The sequence below is a fragment of the Piscinibacter sp. genome, from assembly GCF_047600445.1.
Classification (GTDB): domain Bacteria; phylum Pseudomonadota; class Gammaproteobacteria; order Burkholderiales; family Burkholderiaceae_C; genus Piscinibacter.
Genome location: NZ_JASGKT010000002.1, coordinates 1,558,368 through 1,579,717, shown reverse-complemented (window position 1 = coordinate 1,579,717; position 21,350 = coordinate 1,558,368). Strand labels below are relative to the sequence as shown.

General features: G+C 69.7%; 18 protein-coding genes. 3 read left to right on the top strand and 15 right to left on the bottom strand.

Annotation, left to right across the window (positions count from 1 at the left end):
• Nucleotide 1: 1 nt before the first annotated feature.
• From QM792_RS11620 to QM792_RS11560, 13 genes are all read right to left on the bottom strand, one after another.
• Complete coding sequence (locus QM792_RS11620) at nucleotides 2-1,282, bottom strand: type III glutamate--ammonia ligase (RefSeq protein ID WP_415150132.1); 1,281 nt, start codon at nucleotides 1,280-1,282, stop codon at nucleotides 2-4.
• Nucleotides 1,279-2,565, bottom strand: a complete 1,287-nt coding sequence (gene gabT / locus QM792_RS11615; protein WP_415150130.1) for a 4-aminobutyrate--2-oxoglutarate transaminase — start codon at nucleotides 2,563-2,565, stop codon at nucleotides 1,279-1,281. The genes QM792_RS11620 and gabT overlap by 4 nt, the downstream gene beginning before the upstream one ends.
• A gap of 10 nt (nucleotides 2,566-2,575) precedes the next feature.
• Nucleotides 2,576-4,075 (bottom strand): aldehyde dehydrogenase, encoded by a 1,500-nt coding sequence (locus tag QM792_RS11610; RefSeq protein ID WP_415150128.1) that lies wholly within the window; start codon nucleotides 4,073-4,075, stop codon nucleotides 2,576-2,578.
• Between the two features lie 109 nt (nucleotides 4,076-4,184).
• Complete coding sequence (locus tag QM792_RS11605; RefSeq protein ID WP_415150126.1) at nucleotides 4,185-5,573, bottom strand: DUF3138 family protein; 1,389 nt, start codon at nucleotides 5,571-5,573, stop codon at nucleotides 4,185-4,187.
• Nucleotides 5,574-5,624: 51 nt separating this feature from the next.
• Nucleotides 5,625-6,485: an ABC transporter permease gene (locus QM792_RS11600; RefSeq protein ID WP_415150125.1), complete on the bottom strand. Its 861-nt coding sequence runs from the start codon at nucleotides 6,483-6,485 to the stop codon at nucleotides 5,625-5,627.
• On the bottom strand, nucleotides 6,482-7,480 hold the full coding sequence (locus QM792_RS11595) for an ABC transporter permease (protein ID WP_415150123.1): 999 nt from the start codon (nucleotides 7,478-7,480) through the stop codon (nucleotides 6,482-6,484). Before QM792_RS11595 ends, QM792_RS11600 begins: the two co-directional genes overlap by 4 nt.
• Complete coding sequence (locus QM792_RS11590; protein WP_415150121.1) at nucleotides 7,477-8,583, bottom strand: ABC transporter ATP-binding protein; 1,107 nt, start codon at nucleotides 8,581-8,583, stop codon at nucleotides 7,477-7,479. The genes QM792_RS11595 and QM792_RS11590 overlap by 4 nt, the downstream gene beginning before the upstream one ends.
• 7 nt (nucleotides 8,584-8,590) lie before the next feature.
• A complete protein-coding gene (locus QM792_RS11585) occupies nucleotides 8,591-9,706 on the bottom strand; it encodes a polyamine ABC transporter substrate-binding protein (RefSeq protein ID WP_415151618.1) in 1,116 nt (371 codons plus the stop codon).
• 112 nt (nucleotides 9,707-9,818) lie between these two features.
• Entirely contained in the window at nucleotides 9,819-11,216 is a 1,398-nt protein-coding gene (locus QM792_RS11580; RefSeq protein ID WP_415150119.1) for an aspartate aminotransferase family protein, read from the bottom strand.
• A 107-nt stretch (nucleotides 11,217-11,323) separates the two neighbouring features.
• Entirely contained in the window at nucleotides 11,324-12,691 is a 1,368-nt protein-coding gene (locus tag QM792_RS11575) for a glutamine synthetase family protein (RefSeq protein WP_415150117.1), read from the bottom strand.
• A gap of 87 nt (nucleotides 12,692-12,778) precedes the next feature.
• Nucleotides 12,779-13,552, bottom strand: a complete 774-nt coding sequence (locus tag QM792_RS11570) for a gamma-glutamyl-gamma-aminobutyrate hydrolase family protein (RefSeq protein WP_415150116.1) — start codon at nucleotides 13,550-13,552, stop codon at nucleotides 12,779-12,781.
• Nucleotides 13,553-13,637: 85 nt separating this feature from the next.
• Nucleotides 13,638-14,936: an NAD(P)/FAD-dependent oxidoreductase gene (locus QM792_RS11565; RefSeq protein WP_415150114.1), complete on the bottom strand. Its 1,299-nt coding sequence runs from the start codon at nucleotides 14,934-14,936 to the stop codon at nucleotides 13,638-13,640.
• Between the two features lie 10 nt (nucleotides 14,937-14,946).
• Nucleotides 14,947-16,242, bottom strand: a complete 1,296-nt coding sequence (locus tag QM792_RS11560; RefSeq protein WP_415151617.1) for an aspartate aminotransferase family protein — start codon at nucleotides 16,240-16,242, stop codon at nucleotides 14,947-14,949.
• A gap of 189 nt (nucleotides 16,243-16,431) precedes the next feature.
• On the opposite strand from QM792_RS11560, the gene QM792_RS11555 reads away from it, so the two are divergent.
• Nucleotides 16,432-16,911 carry an Lrp/AsnC family transcriptional regulator gene (locus tag QM792_RS11555; RefSeq protein WP_415150112.1) on the top strand — a complete coding sequence of 160 codons (480 nt, stop codon included), beginning with the start codon at nucleotides 16,432-16,434 and terminating at the stop codon, nucleotides 16,909-16,911.
• Here QM792_RS11555 and QM792_RS11550 read toward each other — a convergent pair.
• Nucleotides 16,883-17,398: a hemerythrin domain-containing protein gene (locus QM792_RS11550; RefSeq protein WP_415150110.1), complete on the bottom strand. Its 516-nt coding sequence runs from the start codon at nucleotides 17,396-17,398 to the stop codon at nucleotides 16,883-16,885. The two genes, QM792_RS11555 and QM792_RS11550, sit on opposite strands and share 29 nt — an antisense overlap.
• 71 nt (nucleotides 17,399-17,469) lie before the next feature.
• Nucleotides 17,470-18,417 (bottom strand): agmatinase, encoded by a 948-nt coding sequence (gene speB, locus QM792_RS11545; RefSeq protein ID WP_415150109.1) that lies wholly within the window; start codon nucleotides 18,415-18,417, stop codon nucleotides 17,470-17,472.
• Between the two features lie 11 nt (nucleotides 18,418-18,428).
• Here speB and QM792_RS11540 point away from each other — a divergent pair, with 11 nt between their 5' ends.
• A complete protein-coding gene (locus QM792_RS11540) occupies nucleotides 18,429-19,775 on the top strand; it encodes an aspartate aminotransferase family protein (RefSeq protein ID WP_415150107.1) in 1,347 nt (448 codons plus the stop codon).
• Nucleotides 19,776-20,027: 252 nt separating this feature from the next.
• The gene (aceA, locus tag QM792_RS11535) at nucleotides 20,028-21,326 is read left to right on the top strand and encodes an isocitrate lyase (RefSeq protein WP_415150105.1); all 1,299 of its coding nucleotides are present in this window, start codon (nucleotides 20,028-20,030) and stop codon (nucleotides 21,324-21,326) included.
• Nucleotides 21,327-21,350: the final 24 nt, after the last annotated feature.

Here is a 21,350-nt window from a genome sequence, read left to right as displayed (position 1 = left end):
GTCAGAACAGCTCGGCGTAGCGGCGCAGTTCCCAGTCGCCGACGTGGCGCGCGTAGGCGGTCCATTCGGCGCGCTTGGCGGCGATGAACTCGCGTGCCAGCGTGGCGCCCAGCGCCTCGCACAGCGTCGCGTCGGCTTCGAGCGCATCGACGGCTTCGCCCAGGCTGCGCGGCAGGCGCGCGGCGCTGGGCTGCTCGAACAGGTCGTCGTGGCAGGCGGGGCCGGGATCGCTGCGCCGGGCGATGCCGTCCAGCCCGGCGGCGATCAGCCCGGCCGTGGCGAGGTAGGGATTCGCCGAGGCGTCCGGCAGGCGCCATTCGAAGCGGCCGGGCAGCGTGCGGACCAGCGCCGTGCGGTTGTTCGGGCCGTGCGCGACGAACGCGGGCGCCCAGCTCGTGCCCGACAGCGACTCGCCGACGACGAGGCGCTTGTACGAGTTCACCGTCGGCGCGGCCAGCGCCGCGAGCCCGGCCGAATGCGCCAGCACGCCGCCGATGAAGTGCCACGGCACGGCCTCGTCGCCGCAGCCTTCGAGCGACACGTGGAAATGCATGCCGCTGCCCGGCTGGTCGGCGAAGGGCTTGGGCATCATCGAGAACACCATGCCGCGCCGCTCGGCCAGCGCGTGCGCGGCCTGCTTGAAGAGCATCAGCCGGTCGGCGCTCGCCAGCGCGTCGGCGTGCAGGAAGTTGACTTCGTACTGGCCTTGCGCGTCTTCGTGATCGGCCTGCAGCACCTCCAGCCCGCAGGCCGCCAGCGCCGTGGCCAGCTCGTGCAGGAAACCGGCCTGGCGTGGCAGGCTCTTCAGGTCGTAGGACGGTTTGGCGAGGCGGTCGTGGTCGTCGGCCGGCGCGTAGCCGCGCTCCGTGCGCCGCAGCAGGAAGAACTCCGGCTCGATGCCGGTGTGCAGCGTCCAGCCGCGCTCGGCCAGGCGCGCGACCTGGCGCCGCAGCACCTGCCGCGGGCAGGCGTCGAAGGGCACGCCGGCGACGAAGCCGTCGCAGACCAGGCGCGCATGGCCCGGCAGCCACGGCAGCGCGCAGGCGCTGGCGAGGTCGCCGCGGCCGTAGTACTCCGAGCGCGGCCCCATGCGCGGCAGGCCAGTGCCGGCGATCGACGGCCCCGAGAAGCCCGCGCCCGTCTCGACCAGCGTGCGCAGTTGCGCCAGCGGCAGCAGCTTGCCCTTGGCCACGCCGTGCAGGTCGGTGAACTGCGCGACGAGCGTGTGCACGCCCTGCGCGGCGAGCCGCTCGCGCAGGGCGTCGATGGCGTCGCCGGTCACGCGGCGGCAGCCTTCAGCGAGTCGCGCAGAATGGCCATCGCCTCGTCGAACACCGGCTGCTGGATCGTCAGCGGGAACAGGAAGCGCAGCACGTTCGCGTCGACGCCGCAGCTCAGCAGGATCAGCCCGCGCCGCAGCGCCTCGGCCTGCACCTTCTTCGTGAACTCGGCGTCGGGCGCGCCGCCGCCGGGCTGGTCGAACTGCACCGCCACCATCGCGCCGAGGCCGCGCACGTCGGCGATCTGCGGCACCTCGCGGCGCATGCCGTCGAGCACGGCCTTGAGCTGGTCGCCCAGCGCCGCGCCGCGCTCGGGCAGCCGCTCGTCGCGCATCAGGTCGATGATCGCGTGCGCCGCGGCGATCGCCAGCGGGTTGCCGGCGTAGGTGCCGCCCAGGCCACCGGGCGCGGGCGCGTCCATGATCTCGGCCTTGCCGGTCACCGCCGACAGCGGCACGCCGCCGGCCAGGCTCTTGGCGATGGTCATGAGGTCGGGCGTGACACCCATTGCACCGAAATGCTCCATCGCGAACAGGCGGCCGGTGCGGCCGAAGCCGGTCTGGATCTCGTCGGCGATCAGCACGATGCCGTGCTCGTCGCAGAGCTGGCGCAGCCATCGCACCGCCTCGGCCTGGATGACGTTGAAGCCGCCTTCGCCCTGCACCGGCTCGAACACGATGGCCGCGACGCGGCTCGGCTCGATGTCCGCCTTGAAGAGGTGGCCCAGCGCCTTCTTCACCTCGGCCAGTGGCGTGTGCGCGTCGGGGTAGGGCGCGTGGTAGATCTCGGGCGGGAAGGGCCCGAAGCCGAGCTTGTAGGGCGCCACCTTGCCGGTCAGCGACACCGCGAACAGGCTGCGGCCGTGGAAGGCGCCGGAAAAGGCGATCACGCCCGAGCGCCTGGTGTGTGAGCGCGCGATCTTGATCGCGTTCTCGATCGCCTCGGCGCCGGTGGAGAACAGCGCCGTCTTCTTCGCGTGCGCGCCGGGCGTCAGCGCGTTGAGCTTCTCGGCCAGCGCGATGTAGCTCTCGTAGGGCACGACCTGGTAGCAGGTGTGGGTGAACTTCGCGAGCTGCGCCTCGATCGCGGCGACCACCTTCGGGTGGCCGTGGCCGCTGTTCATCACCGCGATGCCGCCGGCGAAGTCGATGAAGCGCCGGCCCTCGACGTCCCACAGCTCGGCGTTGTCGGCGCGCTCGGCGAAGAAGGTGCCCATCACGCCGACGCCGCGCGGGGTGGCGGCGGCCTTGCGGGCCATCAGTTGCTCGTTCAGGGAGTGGTTCATGGCGCTCTCCTCAGGCCGGGTCGATGCGCAGCCAGGTGGTCTTCAGCTCGGTGTACTTGTCGAAGGCGTGCAGGCTCTTGTCGCGGCCGTTGCCGCTTTGTTTGTAGCCGCCGAAGGGCACGGTGATGTCGTCCTCGTCGTACTGGTTGACGTGCACGGTGCCGGCGCGGAGCTGACGCGCCACGCGGTGCGCGCGGTTGACGTTGTCGCTCCACACGCTGGCCTGCAGGCCGTAGCTGGAGTCGTTGGCCAGCGCGACGGCTTCGGCCTCGTCGCGGAAGCGCAGCACGCTCATCACCGGGCCGAAGATCTCCTCGCGGGCGATCTTCATGTCGTTGCGCACCTGCTCGAAGACGGTCGGCTGCACGTAGAAGCCGCCGGTCTCGGCGCGCGCGCGCGCGCCGCCGGTGACGAGCTTCGCGCCCTCGGCGTTGCCGGCGGCGATGTAGCCCAGCACGGTGTTCATCTGCGTCTCGTCGACCAGCGCGCCCATCGCGGCGCTGCCCGACAGCGGATCGCCCGGCGCGTAGCGGGGCGCCTCGGCGGCGACGACTTCGAGGAAGCGGTCGGCCACGCGCTCGTGCACCAGCACGCGCGAGGGCGCGTTGCAGCTCTCGCCCTGGTTGAAGAACATGCTGCCGGCCACCGTCTTGGCGGCGCGCTCGACGTCGGCGAAGTCGTCGAACACCACGAAGGCCGACTTGCCGCCCAGTTCGTTGTAGACGCGCTTGAGGTTGCTCTGCCCGGCGTACTCGAGCATCTTGCGGCCGACGCGCGTGCTGCCGGTGAAGCCGATCGCGTCGACGTCCATGTGCAGCGCGAGCGCCTCGCCGGCCTCGTGGCCGTAACCCGGCACGACGTTGAACACGCCGTCGGGCAGGCCGGCCTCGACGGCCAGCTCGGCCAGGCGCAGCGCCGTCAGCGGGCTCTTCTCGCTGGGCTTGAGCACCACGCTGTTGCCGGCCGCCAGCGCCGGCCCGAGCTTCCAGGCCGCCATGATCATCGGGTAGTTCCAGGGCACGACGACGCCGACCACGCCCATGGCCTCGCGCGTGATCAGCGCCAGCGCGTTCGCCCCGGTCGGCGCGATCTCGTCGTAGACCTTGTCGACGGCCTCGGCGTACCAGGCGATGGTGCGCGCGGTCGCGCCCACGTCGACGGCCAGGCTGTACTGGATCGGCTTGCCCATGTCGAGGGTTTCGAGCAGGGCCAGTTCGTCCTTGGCGGCGAGGATCTTCTCGGCGAAGCGCTGAAGCACCTTCTTGCGCGCGGCCGGCGGCTTGCCGGCCCAGCGCGCGTCGGCGAAGGCGGCGCGCGCGGCCACGACGGCGGCGTCGATGTCCTCGCTTCGGCCGCGCGCGATGTCGCCGAGCGCGCGGCCGTCGATCGGCGAGCGCTTGGCGAAGGTCTCGCCGCTGCGGGCGGCGACGCGCTGGCCGGCGACGAAGGCGCGGCCGTCGATGCGCAGCGCCGATGCGGCGGCATGCCAGTCGGGGGCGGGCTTGTTCATGGGGATTTCCTGGGTCGGGGTGGCGACGATGAAACGCCCGTGGCCTGAACGGGGCCACGGGCGCAGAGCGTCGTCGTCGAACGAGCCCGCCGCGACGGCGGGCGGAAGGTCAGAACGACACCAGCACCGAGGCGCCGAAGAGGTGGTTGGTCTTGCTGTAGCTGTCGTTCTTCACGTCGTAGAAGACGGGCAGGTTGGCGCGGTCGAGGCGGTACTCGACCTTGAAGGTAGTGTTCAGGTTGAAGAGGTAGCTCGCGCCGAGCGTGAGCGCCATGCGGTTGGCGCCGCGCTCGGGATCGCCGTTGAGGTCGGGGCCGATGCCGTTGCGGTCGTCGGCCACGGCATAGCCGAGCAGGCCGCCGCCGTTCTTCTTGTTGGCGAGGTAGTCGAGCCGCGCGGTGGTCTCGAAGCGCGGATCCCACTTGTAGGCGGCCAGCGTCGACAGGCCCCACCAGCGCGCGTCGCGCAGATCGCCGGTGTCCGGGTCGAGGGTGATCGCGGCGCGCTTCTGTTGGCCGAAGCTCACCTGGCCCTGCACCGTCCAGTCGCCGCGGATGAAGTAGGCGTCGAGCTCGAACAGGTCGACGCGCGAGTCCTTCTGCGCGACCACGTCGCCGTTGACGTCGACGACGTTCTCGCTGAAGTTCGCCGCCTTGCCGTGCGCGCCGGCGAAGCCGAAGCCCTGGAACTCGCCCTTGGCGTAGTCGACGCGGTAGGCCAGCACCGGCGTCTTGTTGCCCGAGGTCTTGCGGCTGGTGTTCATGTTGGCCAGCATGGCCTTGTAGATCCACTTGCCCTCGGTGATCTCCAGGCCGGCGCCGGTGTAGGCGGTGGGCAGCGTGAAGTCGAACAGCAGGTTGTGCGTGATCAGCTTGTTCAGCGTGGGCTGCAGGTACTCGTAGCCCGACCAGTCGGGCACCTGGCCGGCGATGAAGCGCGTCTGCAGGTCGGTCAGCGGCACCGACACGCTGGCCTCGTGGATCGGCGAGCTACCGTCGAACGCCGCGCCGACGCCGCGGTTCGGCGCCAGCGTCAGGCGCCAGCGCGTGCCGGAGTCGGTTTCCTTCTGGAAGTCGAGCACCGCGGCGCCGAAGTAGGAGTTGTCGTAGTTGTAGCCGTCGTCGTCGACGCGGTTCAGGAACTGGAAGCCGGCGTTGTCCTGGCGCTTGTTGTAGATGAAGGTCGGGTCCATGTAGCCCGAGATCACCAGGCCCTTCAGGCCGGAGGCCTCGCGCGCGTCCTCGATGGCCTCGGTCTTCACCGCGATGCGGTTGAACTCGGCGGCCTGCTCGGGCGTCATGCCCCACTGACCGGCGGCCGGCTTGGGCGCCGCCTCGGCGGCCTTCTGCCGGCCTTCGAGCTCGGCGACGCGGTTCTTCAGCTCCTGGATCTCCTTGAGCAGTTCGGCGTTGGACTGCGCCGCGGCGCCGCTCGCGAAGCCGGCCCCGAGCGCGAGCACGACGGCCTGGGCGAGGGCGTTGGGTTGCCAGACTTTCATTTCGGGTTCTCCTCGTGGGTCAATCGGTTTCGGTTGTCGTCGTTCGTTGCTTCATCCGCCGCGCGCGGCGGCCGCGAGTTCCCGGCTGCGGCGGCGCTCGGCGCGCGCGATGGCCAGGCTGGCCAGCACCACGCCCACCGAGACCACCAGCACGATGATGGCGGCCACCGCGTTCACGCTCGGGTTCAGGCCCAGGCGCGCGCGCGAGAAGATCACCAGCGGCATGGTCGTCGAGCCGGGGCCGGACAGGAAGGCCGACAGCACCACGTCGTCGAGCGAGAGCGTGAAGGTCAGCAGCCAGGCCGACAGCAGCGACTGCGTGATCATCGGCAGCGTGACCAGGTAGAACACCTGGTGCGGGCGCGCGCCCAGGTCCATCGCCGCCTCTTCGAGCTGCGGGTTCAGGTCCTGCAGGCGCGCCTGCACCACCACGGTGGCGTAGGCCATGCCCAGCAGCAGGTGGCCGAGCCAGATGGTCAGCATGCCGCGCTCGGGGAAGCCGAGCACGCGCTGCACCGACACCAGCATCAGCAGCAGCGACAGGCCGATGATCACCTCGGGCATCACCAGCGGGGCGTTGACCATGCCGCTGAAGACCGTGCGGCCGGTGAAGCGGCGGTACTTCACCAGCGCGAAGGCGGCCAGCGTGCCCAGCAGCACCGCGCCGCAGGCGGTGAAGAAGGCGACCTCGAGGCTCAGCCACAGGCCGGCGATCATCTCGCGGTCGCCGGGCAGCGCCGCGTACCACTTCAGCGTGAAGCCGGCCCACATGTTCGGGATCGGCGAGTCGTTGAACGAGTAGATCACCAGCGCGACGATCGGCAGGTACAGGAAGGCGTAGCCGGCGATCAGCCAGGCCCGCGAGAAGCCGCGCGCGAAGCCGGTGCCGAACCAGGTCTTGCGGCCGCTCATCGCTTCTGCTCCTGGGCCTGCGCCTGGTAGCGGTTGAAGATCGCCAGCGGCACGATGATCAGCAGGATCATCACCACCGCCACGGTGGAGGCCATCGGCCAGTCGTTGTTGCTGAAGAACTCGTCCCACAGCACGCGGCCGATCATCAGCGTCTGCGGGCCGCCGAGCAGCTCGGGGATGACGAACTCGCCGATGCAGGGGATGAACACCAGCATCGCGCCGGCGATGATGCCGGCCTTGGACAGCGGCACCGTCACCTTCCAGAACGCCACCCAGGGCGTCGCGCCGAGGTCGGCGGCGGCTTCGAGCAGGCGCAGGTCGAGCTTGGCGAGGTTGCCGTACAGCGGCAGGATCATGAACGGCAGGTAGGTGTAGACCATGCCCACCACCAGCGAGAACGGCGAGTTCATGAACTTGCCCAGCGCCGGGATCACGCCCATCGCCAGCAGCAGGTGGTCGAGCTTCAGCGCGATCAGCAGGTCGGACACCCAGCCGTGCTCGGTCAGCAGCCCCTTCCAGGCGTAGACGCGCAGCAGGAACGAGGTCCAGAACGGCAGCATCACCAGCATCAGCAGCGCCGGCTGGAGCGTGGCCCGGGCGCGCGCCATGAAGTAGGCGAAGGGGTAGCCGATCGCCAGGCACAGCACGGTGGTGACGGCGGCGTACTTGATGCTCGACAGGTAGGTCTTGAAGTAGAGGTCGTCCTGCGTGATGAAGACGTAGTTCGACAGCTTGACCGTCAGCGCCAGCACGCCGTCCTGCAGCGTCAGCACGTCCTTGAAGACCACGCCTTCCATCTCGGAGATGCTGATCTTCAGCACGATCAGGAAGGGCAGCAGGAAGAACACCAGCAGCCACAAATAGGGCACGCCGATCACGGCCGTGCGGCCGCGACCGATGACCGCCCCCAGCTTGCCGAGTACGGCAAGCAGCCCCCCGAGGGGGCCTCGCCCGGCTTCGGGCGGCCGGGCGCCGGGCTCGCGGGTGGTTCTCATTGCGTCAGCACCACCTGCGACTGGCGCGACCAGTGCGCCCAGGCTTCGCTGCCCCAGGTCAGCTCGTGCTCGCGGTGGCGCTGGGTGTTGTTCTGGCTGATCTTGAGCACGCGCCCCGACGGCAGCTCGAGGTGGTAGACGGTGTAGCTGCCGAAGTACGACAGGTTCTTCACCACGCCGCGGGCTCGGTTGAAGCCGCCGCCGTGGTCCTCGTCGGGCGGCGCGTGCGGCGACAGGTGGATCTTCTCCGGCCGCACCGCCACCGACACCGGCATGCCCTGCGTGCCGGTGATGCCGTGGCCGACGTAGTGCTTCACGTCGCCGCAGTCGACCACGCAGTGGTCGGCCTGGTCGTCGGCGAGCGTGCCGTCCATCAGGTTGACGTTGCCGATGAAGTCGGCGACGAAGCGCGTCGCCGGCGTCTCGTAGATGTCGGCCGGCGCGCCGACCTGCAGCACGTGGCCCTCGCTCATGATGGCGATGCGCGAGGCCATGGTCATCGCCTCCTCCTGGTCGTGCGTCACCATCACGCAGGTCACGCCGACCTCCTCGATGATGTTGACCAGCTCGATCTGCGTCTCCTCGCGCAGCTTCTTGTCGAGCGCGCCCAGTGGCTCGTCGAGCAGCAGAAGCTGCGGCCGCTTGGCCAGGCTGCGCGCCAGCGCCACGCGCTGCTGCTGGCCGCCGGAGAGCTGGTGCGGCTTGCGCTGCGCGAACTTGCCGAGCTGCACCAGCTTGAGCATGGCCTCGACGCGCTCGGCGATCTGCTCGGCCGCCATGCCGTCGCGCTTCAGGCCGAAGGCGATGTTGTCGCGCACCGTCAGGTGCGGGAACAGCGCGTAGCTCTGGAACATCATGTTGATCGGCCGCTCGTAGGGCGGCAGGCCGGCGAGGTCCTGCCCGGCCAGCACGATGCGCCCCGATGTCGGCGTCTCGAAGCCGGCCAGCATGCGCAGCAGCGTGGTCTTGCCGCAGCCCGAGGAACCGAGCAGCGCGAAGATCTCGCCCTTGGCGATGTCGATCGAGACGTGGTTGACCGCGACGGCGCCGCCGCCGAAGTCCTTCACGACGTCCTGGATCTGGAGGAATGCCGCCGCGCTCATCGTGTGCTCACAGGCCCGTCTTGAAGCCCGTGTACAGGCGCGTCATCGTGCGGCGGATGTCGTTGGACAGCGCGTCGGGCGCCTGCATCTTCTTCATGTCCTCCGCGCTCGGGAACACCGTCGGGTTGCTCGCCACCTCGGGCTTGATGAACTTCTTCGACTCCTTGTTCGGGTTGGCGTAGAAGACCTTGTTGGTCAGGCTCGCGTGCACCTCGGGGCGCAGGATGTAGTCGATGAACTTGTAGGCGTTGTTCGGGTGCGGCGCGTCGGCCGGGATCACCATCACGTCGAAGAACAGGATGCCGCCGTTCTTGGGGATCAGCGCCTGGATGTTCTGGCCGGTCTTGCCCTCGATGGCGCGCTGGCGCGCGATGTTGATGTCGCCCGACCAGCCCAGCGCCACGCAGATCGAGCCGTTGGCCATGTCGTTGATGTAGCCCGACGAGCTGAACAGCGTCACGTAGGGCCGCACCGACTTGAGCAGCGGGCCGACGCCGGCGTAGTCGGCCTGCGCCTTGGAGTAGGGCGGCTTGCCGAGGTAGTGCAGCGCCGCCGGGATCACCTCGGTGGCCGAGTCGAGGAAGCTGACGCCGCAGCCCTTGAGCTTGGAGATGTACTCGGGCTTGAAGACCAGGTCCCAGGCGTTGTCGGGCAGGGGCATGTCGCCGAGCGCGGCCTTGACCTTGTCGACGTTGATGCCCACCGTGGTGTAGCCCCACATCCAGTTGACCTGGTACTGGTTGCCCGGGTCGAGCTTGGCGAGCTGCTCCTGCAGCGCCGGGTCGAGGTTCTTCAGGTTGGGCAGCTTGCTCTTGTCGAGCTTCAGCAGCAGCCCGCCGTCGGCCTGGATCTTGGCCCAGTACGACGAGGGCACCACCACGTCGTAGCCGGTCTTGCCCGCCACCAGCTTGGCGTGAACGATCTCGTTGTTGTCGAAGTTGTCGTAGCGGACCTTGATGCCGGTCTCTTTCTCGAAGTTGCGCAGCGTGTCCTCGGCGATGTAGTCGGACCAGTTGTAGACGTTGAGCACCTTCTCCTCGTCCTGCGCCGTCGCCGGTGGCCCCCACAGCGCTGCCGTGGCGGCCAGCGCGGCCGGTGTGATGGAGGCGAGGGCACTGAACATCCGCTTCATGGTGGATTTCCTTCGTGTCGAGGTTTCGGTGTAAGGAACGGGCTGCGGGGCAGTCTAGCGAGGTGCGTCAACGGGGCGTTAGAGGCAAACCCCGTGCCACGCCTCACAGCCAGCCGCGCGCCTCGAGGTCGGACAGCGTCAGGTCGAGGCAGCGCCGGATCAGCGCGGCCATCTCGTCGATCTGCGCGCGTGTCATCACCAGCGGCGGCGCGATGATCATGCGGTCGCCCACCGCGCGCATGATCAGCCCGTTGCCGAAGCAGTGGCCGCGGCAGACCATGCCGACCTCCAGCGCGGCGTCGAAGGTGGCGCCCGAGGCCTTGTCCTTGACCAGTTGCAGCGCGCCCATCAGCCCGCAGGTCTGCGCCTCGCCGACCAGCGGGTGCTTCGCCAGCTCGGCGAAGTGCTGCGCCAGGTAGGGGCCGATGTCCTCGCGCACGCGCTCGACCAGGCCTTCGCGCCGGATCAGGCCGATGTTGGCCACCGCCACCGCGCAGGCCACCGGGTGGCCCGAGTAGGTATAGCCGTGGTTGAACTCGCCGCCGCGCTCGATCAGCACGCGGGCGACGCGCTCGCCGACCATCACGCCGCCGAGCGGGATGTAGCCCGAGGTGACGCCCTTGGCGAAGGTCATCAGGTCGGGCCGCGTGCCCATGGTCTCGCAGCCGAACCACTGGCCGGTGCGGCCGAAGCCGGTGATGACCTCGTCGCTGACCAGCAGGATGCCGTGCTTGTCGCAGATGCGCTGGATCTCGGGCCAGTAGGTGGACGGTGGCACGATCACGCCGCCCGCGCCCTGGATCGGCTCGCCGATGAAGGCGGCCACCCGGTCGGCGCCGATCTCGAGGATCCTGGCCTCCAGCCAGCCCGCGGCCGTGCGGCCGAAGTCCTCGCGCGACTGCCCACGCCCCAGTTCGAACCAGAACGGCTGCTCGATGTGCACGATGTCGGGGATCGGCAGCCCCCCTTGTTCGTGCATGCCGCTCATGCCGCCGAGCGAGGCGCCGGCCATGGTCGAGCCGTGGTAGGCGTTCTTGCGGCTGATGATCACCTTGCGCTGCGGCTGGCCGAGCAGGTCCCAGTAGCGCCGCACCATGCGCACCACGGTGTCGTTGCCCTCCGAGCCCGAGCCGGAGAAGAACACGTGCTGGAACTGCGGCGGCGTCACCTGCGCCAGCAACTCGGCCAGCTCGATGGCCGGCGGCGTCGCGGTCTGGAAGAAGCTGTTGTAGAAGGGCAGCTCCTTCAACTGGCGCGTGGCCGCGTCGATCAGCTCCTGGCGGCCGTAGCCGACGTTGACGCACCACAGCCCCGACATCGCGTCGAGGATCTTGTGGCCGTCGCTGTCCCACAGGTAAATGTTCTCGGCGCGGGTGATCACGCGCGAGCCCTTGTGGGCCAGGCCCTTGAAGTCGGTGAAGGGGTGCAGGTAGTGCGCCGCGTCGGCGGCCTGCCAGTCGGCGGTGCTGCGGGGGGGCGCGGGAGTGAGAAGGTCATTCATTCGTGGAATCTCCGTTCGAGCGGTCGCCGCGGAACCGGCTTTGCCGGGCCGCGGGCGGCGCCCCCTCGAGGGGGAGCGCCGCAGGCGCTGCGGGGGTGGGCCAATTTCTAGACGTGAAGAAGAAGGTGCTCGCGCTCCCACGGCGAGATCACCTTCATGAATTCGCCGTACTCGGTGTCCTTGACCTCCGAGTACACCGTGATGAACTCGCGGCCCAGCACGTCGTGCAGATCCTTCTCGTCGGCCAGCCAGCCGAGCGCCTCGTTCAGCGAGCGCGGCAACTGGTACTCCGACAGGTAGGCGTCGCCCTTGCACTCGGGCGTGGGCTCGATGCGGTTCTTGATGCCCAGGTAGCCGCAGGCCAGCGTGGCGGCCAGGGCCACGTAGGGGTTGGCGTCGGCGCCGATCACGCGGTTCTCGACGCGGCGCGCCGCCGGCGTCGCCACCGGCGAGCGGATGCCGACGGTGCGGTTGTCGGTGCCCCACTGGATGTTGATCGGCGCGGCGGTCGAGCGCGCCAGGCGACGGTAGCTGTTGACGTAGGGCGCGAACAGCGCCATCGCCGCCGGCGTGTACTTCTGCAGCCCGCCGATGTACCAGTAGAACTCCTTGCTGGGCGAGCCGTCGGGGTTGCTGAAGATGTTGCGCCCGCTGGCCGTGTCGACCAGGCTCTGGTGCACGTGCATCGCGCTGCCCGGCTCGTTGGCCATCGGCTTGGCCATGAAGGTGGCGTACATCTCGTGGCGCAGCGCGGTCTCGCGGATCGTGCGCTTGAAGAAGAACACCTCGTCGGCCAGGGCCAGCGGGTGGGCGTGGAAGAAGTTGATCTCCATCTGCCCGGCGCCGACCTCGTGGATCAGCGTGTCGACGTTCAGCTCCATCTGCTCGCAGTAGGCGTAGATGTCCTCGAACAGCGGGTCGAACTCGTTGACCGCGTCGATCGAATAGGCCTGGCGCGAGGTCTCGGAGCGGCCGCTGCGGCCGCGCGGCGGGCGCAGCGGCGTGTTCGGGTCGGAGTTGCGCTCGATCAGGTAGAACTCCAGTTCGGGCGCGACCACCGGGCTCCAGCCCTCGGCCGCATAGAGGTCGCAGACGTGGCGCAGCACCGAGCGCGGCGCGTAGGGGATCAGCTTGCCGTCGCGGTCGAAGCAGTCGTGCAGCACCTGCGCGGTCGGGTCGGTGGCCCAGGGCACGATGCGCACCGTGCTCGGGTCGGGGCGCAGGTGCATGTCGCGGTCGGTGGCGTGGATCACGTCGTAGTACGGGCCTTCCTCGGGGAACTCGCCCGTCACGCCGATCGCGACGATCGCCTCCGGCAGCCGCATGCCGCGGTCTTCGGTGAATTTCTCGCGCGGCAGGATCTTGCCGCGCGCCACGCCGGTGAGATCGGGCACGAGGCATTCGATCTCGGTGACGCGGCGTTCGTTGAACCACTGTTCCAGTTCGGCGAAGCCGAAGTTCTTCTTGTCGACCATGGGGCACCTGAAGGTTGTTGCGCGTCTCGCGGCTCGTGGCCGGCTCGTAGCGCGGAGTATCTGCCGCGGTGGCGGCCGTGGCGAGCGTCAGCGCGCTGGCTGAGGCGCGCGCGGGCGGTCGCGGAAGGCGCGGCAGGCGTCGCCGAAGGCGCGCAGCAGGCGCATCGACACCGGGTTGCTCGCCGCCTGCCACTCCGGATGCCACTGCACGCACAGGTTGAAACCCGGCGCGGACTCGACCGAGAAGGCTTCCACCAGGCCGTCGGGCGCGCGCGCCTCGACGCGCAGCCCCGGGGCAAGACGGTTGATGCCCTGGCCGTGCACCGAATTGACGCGCACCTCGCGCTCGCCCAGGATGCCCGCCAGCAGGCCGCCGGGCTGCACCTCGACGGCGTGCGCGAAGTCGTACACCTCCTCGGCCGAGGCGTCGGCGCGGCCGCCGGCGCCGCGGTGGTCGTGCTGGCCGGCCACCTCGTGCACCGCCTGGTGCAGCGAGCCGCCGAGCGCGACGTTGGCCTCCTGGAAGCCGCGGCAGATCGCGAACAGCGGCATGCCGCGCGCGAGGATGCGCGGGATCAGCGGCAGCGTCCAGTCGTCGCGTTCGGTGTCCAGCGGCAAGGTGGTGTCGTGCACGCCCTCGCCGAAGTGGCGCGGATGCACGTTCGAGGGCGAGCCGGTCAGCAGCACGCCGTGCGCCAGGTCGAGCAGCGCGTCGAATTCGTCGGCATGCGCCACCGGCACGATCAGCGGCAGGGCGCCGGCCAGCCGCACCGCCTCGACGTACTTGCGGCCCGCCACGTGGAAGAGGTGCTGCCCCAGCGTGCGGTTGCACGACGGCACCAGCACCACGGGTTTGTTCATGACTGCCCCTCGTCTGTCGAGTACGCCAGCCGATCCCCCACGGGGATGCCGGCCGGCTTGGGAACGGCCCTGCGCTCGGCCAGCTTCACAGCAGATCCCTCAAGCGGTAATAAGCCATTCCGGCCACCAGCGCCGGCGTGCGCAGCAGCGAGCCGCCGGGGAAGGGGCGATGGCGGATGCGCGCGAAGGTGTCGAAGCGCCCGGCATCGCCCGCGATGGCCTCGGCCACCAGTTTGCCCGCCAGCCCGGTCAGCGCCAGGCCGTGGCCGGAGAAGCCTTGCAGGTAGTAGACGTTGGGCGCGTCGGCGAGACGGCCGAAGTCGGGCGCGCGGTTCATCGAGATGTCGACGAAGCCGCCCCAGGCGAACTCGACCTTGGTGTCCGCGAGCTGCGGGAAGGTGCGCGCCATGCGCCGCCGCATGCTGGCCACCAGGTTCACCGGCGTCGCGGTGCTGTAGCTGACGCGGCCGCCGTAGAGCAGGCGCCGGTCGACGGTGGGGCGGAAGTAGTCGAGCACGAAGTTGGTGTCGCACACCGCCGAGCCGGACGGGATCAGCGACTCGGCCAGCGCCGGCGCCAGCGGCTCGGAGGCGACGATGTAGGTGCCGACCGGCATCACGCGCGCTTCGAGCGCCGGCGCCAGGCCTTGCAGGTAGACGTTGCCGGCCAGCAGCACGTGCGCGGCGGCGACGCTGCCGCGCGCGGTGCGCAGCCTCGCGATGCGGCCGTGCTCGACGGCGCCGACGGCCGAGTCTTCGTGGATCGAGACGCCCAGCGAGGCCGCCGCGGCGGCCAGGCCCATGCTGTACTTGAGCGGGTGCAGGTGGCCGCCCCGGGGGTCGTGGATGCCGCTGTGGAAGCGCGGGCTGGCGATCCAGGCCGGCATCTCGCCGGGCTCGATCCAGCGCGTCTCGTAGCCGTAGTCGCGCTGCATCTGCTCGTGCCAGGCGCGCAGTTCGCGCGCCTTGCGCTCGCCGACCGCCAGGCCCAGGTAGCCGGGGCGCCAGTCGCAGTCGATGCCGAAGCGCTCGCGGCGCTCGCCGATCAGGCGCAGCGCCTCCATCGTCATGTCCCACACGCGCCGCGCGTCGCCGTGGCCGAGCTGCGCCTCGACCACCGCCTGGTCGCAGGCCAGCCCGGCGATCGCCTGGCCGCCGTTGCGGCCCGAGGCGCCCCAGCCGACCTGGCGCGCTTCGAGCAGCACGACGCGGTAGCCGCGGTCGGCCAGCTCGACGGCCGCCGACAGCCCGGCCAGCCCGCCGCCGACGATGGCGACGTCGGCCTCGACGTCCGATTCCAGCGCCGCGAAGCGCTGCCGACGCGGCGCCGTGGCCGCGTAGTACGAATTCCGGGTCAGTTCGAGGTCGGTTTGCAGCAGCGACATAAAAGCGGGTTCAGGCCGCGGTTTTCAGCACGTCGGCGAGCGTGCCGACGAGCTGGTCGATGTGCTGCTTCTCGATGATCAGCGGCGGCGAGAACGCGATCGTGTCGCCGGTGGTGCGGATCAGCACGCCGCGCTGCCAGCACTCGAGGAAGATGTCGAAGGCGCGCTTGCCCGGCTGGCCGGGAATGGCCTCCAGCTCGACGCCGCCGACCAGCCCGATGTTGCGCACGTCGATCACGTGGCGCGCGCCTTTCAGCGAGTGCAGCGCGTCCTCGAAGTAGGGTGCCATCTGCGCGCCGCGCGTCAGCAGGCCTTCGTCGGCGTAGGTGTCCAGCGTGCTCAGCGCGGCCGCGCAGGCCAGCGGGTGCGCCGAGTAGGTGTAGCCGTGCGCGAACTCGATCAGGTGCTCGGGCCCGGTCATGAACACGTCGTGGATTTCGCTCTTGCAGAACACCGCGCCCATGGGAACGCAGCCGTTGCTGATGCCCTTGGCCACCGTCATCAGGTCGGGCGTGACGCCGAAGTGCTGCGCCGCGAAGGGCGAGCCCAGGCGGCCGAAGCCGGTGATGACCTCGTCGAAGATCAGCAGGATGCCGTGCTTGTCGCAGATCGCGCGCAGCCGCTCCAGGTAGCCCTTGGGCGGCAGCAGCACGCCGGTGGAGCCGGCCACCGGCTCGACGATCACCGCGGCGATGGTCGAGGCGTCGTGCAGCGCGACCAGGCGCTCCAGGTCGTCGGCCAGCTCGGCGCCGTGCGCCGGCACGCCGCGCGAGTAGGCGTTGCGCGCCGGGTCGTGGGTGTGGCGCAGGTGGTCGATGCCGCCCAGCGCCGGGCCGAACATCTTGCGGTTGCCGACGATGCCGCCCACCGAAATGCCGCCGAAGTTGACGCCGTGGTAGCCGCGCTCGCGGCCGATCAGCCGGGTGCGCGTGCCTTCGCCGCGCGCGCGGTGGTAGGCGATGGCCATCTTCAGCGCGGTGTCCACGGCCTCCGAGCCGGAGTTGGTGAAGAACACCTTGTCCAGCCCCGCCGGCGTGAGCTGCGCCAGGCGCTCGGCCAGCTCGAAGGCCTTGGGATGCGCCATGTTGAAGGGCGGCGCGTAGTCGAGTTCGGCGGCCTGCCGGGCGATCGCCTCGACGATCTTGGGCCGCGCGTGGCCGGCGTTGACACACCACAGGCCGGCGATGCCGTCGAGGATCTCGCGGCCCTCGGGCGTCCAGAAATGCATGCCCTTGGCCTTGGCCAGCAGGCGTGGCGCCTTCTTGAACTGCCGGTTGGCGGTGAAGGGCATCCAGAAGGCATCCATCGCATGCGGGTGCGCCGAGCCCTGCTCGGCGACGGACAACAGGCTGGGGTCTATGGACTTGTTCATGGCGCGCTCCTGGGCAAGCGGGAAGTCTAGAGAAAGCGAGGCGCAATGTGCTTGCGCAATCGTGCCGGGTTCACCCTTGCAGTTGCAATATCATGCGGTGACGCAGCCGATACGACGCAGCCAATGCGAAACAAAGCCACGGACGTGCAACTGGATTCGATAGATCGCGGCATTCTGGACGTGCTGCAGCACGACGGCCGCATCTCCAACCAGGAGCTGGCGCAGCGTGTGCACCTGTCGCCCTCGGCCTGCCTGCGGCGCGTCAAGGCGCTGGAGGAAGCGGGCGTGATCGCCGGCTACGTCGCCTTGCTCAACCCCAAGGCGGTGGGCAAGCACGGCATCAGCTACACCATCCTGAACCTGGAGAGCATGAGCACGCCGCTGCTCGCGGCCTTCGAGCAGGCGGTGCGCGACACGCCGGAGATCCTCGACTGCTACTACGTGGCCGGCGAGAACGACTACCTGATCCGCTTCACCTACCGCGACGCCGAGGACCTGGAGCGCTTCCACTCGCAGGTGCTGATGCACCTGCCGGGCGTGGCGCGTTCCAACTCGATGCTGGTGCTGCGCACCGTCAAGAAAACGACGGCGTTTCCGCTGTGACCCGGCGCCGCGCCAGCTTGGCGGCGAAGGCCTTGGCCTCGGGGTAGACCAGCGACTCCTCCAGCGCGAGGTGCTCGCGGTACAGCTCGAGGAAGACCTCGACGCCGTGGCGCAGTTCCGCCGGGTCGTGCCAGTCATGGCCCGCCGCGATGGCGCTCAACTGCGGCGCCAGCGCGAGCCAGTCCTCCTCGATCCAGCCGTGGTCCTGCTGCAGCATGCGCACCGTGGCCACCAGCGCTTCGTCGCTGGAGGCCAGCAGGGCGGGGAACACCTGGGCCTCCTCGTCGGCGTGGTGCCGCTGCGAGGTGCTGGAGAAGAAGGCCTCGATCGCGCGCGCCTCGTGCCGCGCGTGCGCGTCGACGCCCCGCTCTGCGAGGTGTTCGAGCAGCGCGCCGAGCCGCTCCAGGTGCGCCGCGATCTGCCGGTGGCAGGCGGCCAGCGCCTCGAAGTCCGCGCCCGCCGCGCGGCGTGCCGTCGCCGATGCCATGTTCACCTCCGCGATGCCGTTGTGCCGACGGCATTGTTCGCACGCCGGCGCGCCGAGAACCTTGCGTCAGCTCAAGCGTTTTTCAGTCTGCCGCACAGGTAGGTCCAGACGAAATGCGCCGCCGCCTGGCTGCTCAGTTCGGCATGGTCGTAGGGCGGGGCGACCTCGACGCAATCCATCCCCACGAAGGGGAGGTCGGCCAGTTCTTCGAGCACGCTGAGCACCTGGTTGCTGCTCATGCCGCCCGGCTCGGGCGTGCCGGTGCCGGGCGCGAAGGCGGGGTCCAGGCAGTCGATGTCCAGGCTCAGGTAGACGGGCGGATGGCCGTGCCGCGCGAGGCGGTCGCGGATCGCCTGCAGCAACGGCGCGAGCTGCGCCGGGCTCTCCAGCCCGCGCAGATCGCGCGCGGTGAAGATCAGCCCGCCCTGGTCGCGCACGTACTCGCGCGCCTCGCGCACGCCCGACGAGCGTATGCCCAGTTGCGTGAAGCACTCGCGCAGCACCAGCCCTTCCTGGATCGCCTCGCAGACCCAGGTGCCGTGGCCGCTGGGCTCGCCGAAGTGGTCTTTCCAGGTGTCGCAGTGCGCGTCGAAGTGGATCACCGCCAGCGGCCGGCCCAGCCATCGGCGATAGGCGCGCAGCAGCGGCAGCGTGATGCTGTGGTCGCCGCCCAGCCAGGCCATGTGGTGCGCGCGGATCAGCCTGTCGACCTGCGGCGCCATCGCCTCGCGCATCGCCGCCAGCCCGGTGTTGGGCAGCGCCAGGTCGCCGGCGTCGCCGAGCCGGCCTTCGGGCGAGAGGTCGAAGTGCGGATGGATCGCGTCGCACAGCATGTGGCTCGCCTCGCGGATCGCGCGCGGCGCCATGCGCGCGCCGGGGCGGTTGGTCACCGCGCCGTCCCAGGCGATGCCGGCCACCGCGTAGGGCGTGGCGGCGCCGGCCGCGGGCGCCTTCAGGAATGCGTTGTTGGAGAGGAAGGCGAAGGCGTGGTCGCTCATCGGGCGGGCATCCTGCTGCACACTGGCGGGCCATGATTAGAGCCCATCTCGCCGCGCTGCACGAACGCGAGCGGCGCCGCTACGTCGAGACGCATCCGCGCAGCGTCGCGCTGGCCGGGCAGGACGCGCGGCACTACCTGTTCGGCGTGCCGCTGCACTGGATGCGCGACTGGCCCACGCCCGCCACGCTGCACGTGGCGCGCGCCGAGGGCCACCGGCTGTGGTGCGCCGACGGCCACGCCTACCTCGACTTCTGCCTCGGCGACAGCGGCGCGATGTTCGGCCACAGCCCGGCGCCGGTGGCGCGCGCGATCGCCGAGCAGGCGCAGCACGGCCTGACCGCGATGCTGCCCTCGACGCTCGCGGCCGAGGTCGGCCAGCGGCTGGCGCACTGCTTCGGCCTGCCGCGCTGGCAGCTCACGCTCAGCGCCAGCGACGCCAACCGCTTCGTGCTGCGCTGGGCGCGCGCGGTCACGCGCCGGCCCAAGGTGCTGGTATTCGACGGCTGCTACCACGGCACCGTCGACGACACGCTGGTCGACGGCGACGCGCAGGGCCGCACGCTGACGCGCGCCAGCCTGCTCGGCCAGGTGCACGACCTCGCGCTCGGCAGCGTGGTGGTTCCGTTCAACGACATCGCGGCGGTCGAGCGCGCGCTGGCCGGCGGCGACGTCGCCTGCGTGCTGAGCGAACCGGCGCTGACCAACTGCGGCCTGGTGCCGCCGCTGCCGGACTTTCTCGCGCAGTTGCAGGCGGCCTGCCGCCGCCACGGCACGCTGCTCGCGCTCGACGAGACGCACACGCTGTCCAGCGGCTGGGGCGGGCAGGCGCGCGGCGAAGGCCTCGTGCCCGACTTCCTCGTCGTCGGCAAGGCGATCGCCGGCGGCCTGCCCTGCGCCGTCTACGGCTTCACCGAGGAGATGAACGCGCGCATGGAAGCCGCCAAGCGCGCCGCGCCCGACGGCCATTCCGGCATCGGCACGACGCTGTCGGCCAACCTGCTCGCGATGGCCGCGCTGCACGCCAGCCTGGGCGAGCTGGTGACGCCGGAGACTTATGCGCCGATGCTGGCCAGCGCCGCCGCGATCGAATCGCGCCTGCGCGAGACGCTGGCGCAGGCCGGCATGCCCTGGAGCGTGACGCGCCTGGGCGCGCGCATGGAGTTGCAGTTCTGCACCCGGCCGCCGCGCGATGCCGGCGAGGCGAGGGCGGCGATGGACGACGAGCTCGAACGCGCGCTGCACCTGTGGCTGCTCAATCGCGGCGTCCTCGTCACGCCCTTCCACAACATGCTGCTGGTGGCGCCGACGATGAGCGCCGAACAGGCGCAGCCGCTGGTGGCGGCGCTGGCGGAGTTCCTGGCGGCGCTGCGCGGCTGAGCCCGTTTCACGATCAGGGATAGTCGTTTCGCATCGCGGCAAGCATGGATGCTGCGCCGCCGCAATCTTTCTCATCGTGAAGAACGAACTTCCGCATCCCGGAACGTCGAATGCAACCCATTGATTTTACTGGAAAACTTTTTTAGTCTTCTATAAGACATAAGTCTTTCCATGCGAGGCCGGCGTCGTTAACCTTGGGTCCAGAGATTGCAAGTTTTGCTTCCTTGTCTTCACCCACTCACGGAGGTCTCCATGACGAATCTGACCCGCGAACAACAAGCCGCCGCCCTCGAGAAGGACTGGGCGGAAAACCCGCGCTGGAAGGGCATCAAGCGCGGCTACACCGCCGCCGACGTGGTGCGCCTGCGCGGCTCGCTGCCCATCGAGCACACGCTGGCCAAGCGCGGCGCCGAGAAGCTGTGGAACCTGATCAACACCGAGCCCTTCATCAACTCGCTCGGCGCGCTGACCGGCAACCAGGCGATGCAGCAGGTCAAGGCCGGCCTGAAGGCGATCTACCTGTCGGGCTGGCAGGTGGCCGGCGACGCCAACTCCACCGGCGAGATGTACCCCGACCAGTCGCTGTACGCCGTGGACTCGGTGCCCAAGGTCGTGCGCCGCATCAACAACACCTTCAAGCGCGCCGACGAGATCCAGTGGAGCGAAGGCAAGAGCGACATCGACTACTTCGCGCCCATCGTCGCTGACGCGGAAGCCGGCTTCGGCGGCGTGCTCAACGCCTTCGAGCTGATGAAGGCGATGATCGACGCGGGCGCCGCCGGCGTGCACTTCGAAGACCAGCTCGCCGCGGTGAAGAAGTGCGGCCACATGGGCGGCAAGGTGCTGGTGCCGACGCGCGAAGCGGTCAGCAAGCTCGTGGCGGCGCGCCTGGCGGCCGACGTGATGGGCGTGCCCACCGTGCTGCTGGCGCGCACCGACGCCGAAGCGGCCGACCTCGTCACCAGCGACGTGGACGACAACGACAAGCCCTTCTGCACCGGCGAGCGCACCGTCGAGGGCTTCTACCGCACGAAGAACGGCCTGGAGCAGTCGATCAGCCGCGGCCTGGCCTACGCGCCCTACGCCGACCTGATCTGGTGCGAGACCGGCAAGCCCGACCTCGCCTTCGCCAAGGCCTTCGCCGACGCGATCCACGCCAAGTTCCCGGGCAAGCTGCTGGCCTACAACTGCTCGCCGTCGTTCAACTGGAAGAAGAACCTCGACGACGCGACCATCGCCAAGTTCCAGCGCGAGCTGGGCGCGATGGGCTACAAGTTCCAGTTCATCACGCTGGCCGGCTTCCACGCGCTGAACTACGGCATGTTCGACCTGGCCTACGGCTATGCGCGCAACAACATGAGCGCCTTCGTCGAGCTGCAGGAGAAGGAATTCGCCGCCGCCGAGCGCGGCTTCACCGCGGTGAAGCACCAGCGCGAGGTCGGCACCGGCTACTTCGACGCCGTGACGACGACCATCGAGAAGGAAGCCTCGACCGCCGCGCTGAAGGGCTCGACGGAAGACGAGCAGTTCTTCGACAAGAAGCACGCGTAACGCGCTTCGCGCAGGAGACGACAG

Excerpts from the sequence above, each read along its gene's own strand:
- gabT (WP_415150130.1), bottom strand. The coding sequence starts at position 2,565 with ATGAACCACTCCCTGAACGAGCAACTGATGGCCCGCAAGGCCGCCGCC.
- QM792_RS11610 (WP_415150128.1), bottom strand. The coding sequence starts at position 4,075 with ATGAACAAGCCCGCCCCCGACTGGCATGCCGCCGCATCGGCGCTGCGC.
- QM792_RS11605 (WP_415150126.1), bottom strand. The coding sequence starts at position 5,573 with ATGAAAGTCTGGCAACCCAACGCCCTCGCCCAGGCCGTCGTGCTCGCG.
- QM792_RS11600 (WP_415150125.1), bottom strand. The coding sequence starts at position 6,485 with ATGAGCGGCCGCAAGACCTGGTTCGGCACCGGCTTCGCGCGCGGCTTC.
- QM792_RS11595 (WP_415150123.1), bottom strand. The coding sequence starts at position 7,480 with ATGAGAACCACCCGCGAGCCCGGCGCCCGGCCGCCCGAAGCCGGGCGA.
- QM792_RS11590 (WP_415150121.1), bottom strand. The coding sequence starts at position 8,583 with ATGAGCGCGGCGGCATTCCTCCAGATCCAGGACGTCGTGAAGGACTTC.
- QM792_RS11585 (WP_415151618.1), bottom strand. The coding sequence starts at position 9,706 with ATGTTCAGTGCCCTCGCCTCCATCACACCGGCCGCGCTGGCCGCCACG.
- QM792_RS11580 (WP_415150119.1), bottom strand. The coding sequence starts at position 11,216 with ATGAATGACCTTCTCACTCCCGCGCCCCCCCGCAGCACCGCCGACTGG.
- QM792_RS11575 (WP_415150117.1), bottom strand. The coding sequence starts at position 12,691 with ATGGTCGACAAGAAGAACTTCGGCTTCGCCGAACTGGAACAGTGGTTC.
- QM792_RS11570 (WP_415150116.1), bottom strand. The coding sequence starts at position 13,552 with ATGAACAAACCCGTGGTGCTGGTGCCGTCGTGCAACCGCACGCTGGGG.
- QM792_RS11565 (WP_415150114.1), bottom strand. The coding sequence starts at position 14,936 with ATGTCGCTGCTGCAAACCGACCTCGAACTGACCCGGAATTCGTACTAC.
- QM792_RS11560 (WP_415151617.1), bottom strand. The coding sequence starts at position 16,242 with ATGGATGCCTTCTGGATGCCCTTCACCGCCAACCGGCAGTTCAAGAAG.
- QM792_RS11555 (WP_415150112.1), top strand. The coding sequence starts at position 16,432 with ATGCGAAACAAAGCCACGGACGTGCAACTGGATTCGATAGATCGCGGC.
- QM792_RS11550 (WP_415150110.1), bottom strand. The coding sequence starts at position 17,398 with ATGGCATCGGCGACGGCACGCCGCGCGGCGGGCGCGGACTTCGAGGCG.
- QM792_RS11540 (WP_415150107.1), top strand. The coding sequence starts at position 18,429 with ATGATTAGAGCCCATCTCGCCGCGCTGCACGAACGCGAGCGGCGCCGC.
- aceA (WP_415150105.1), top strand. The coding sequence starts at position 20,028 with ATGACGAATCTGACCCGCGAACAACAAGCCGCCGCCCTCGAGAAGGAC.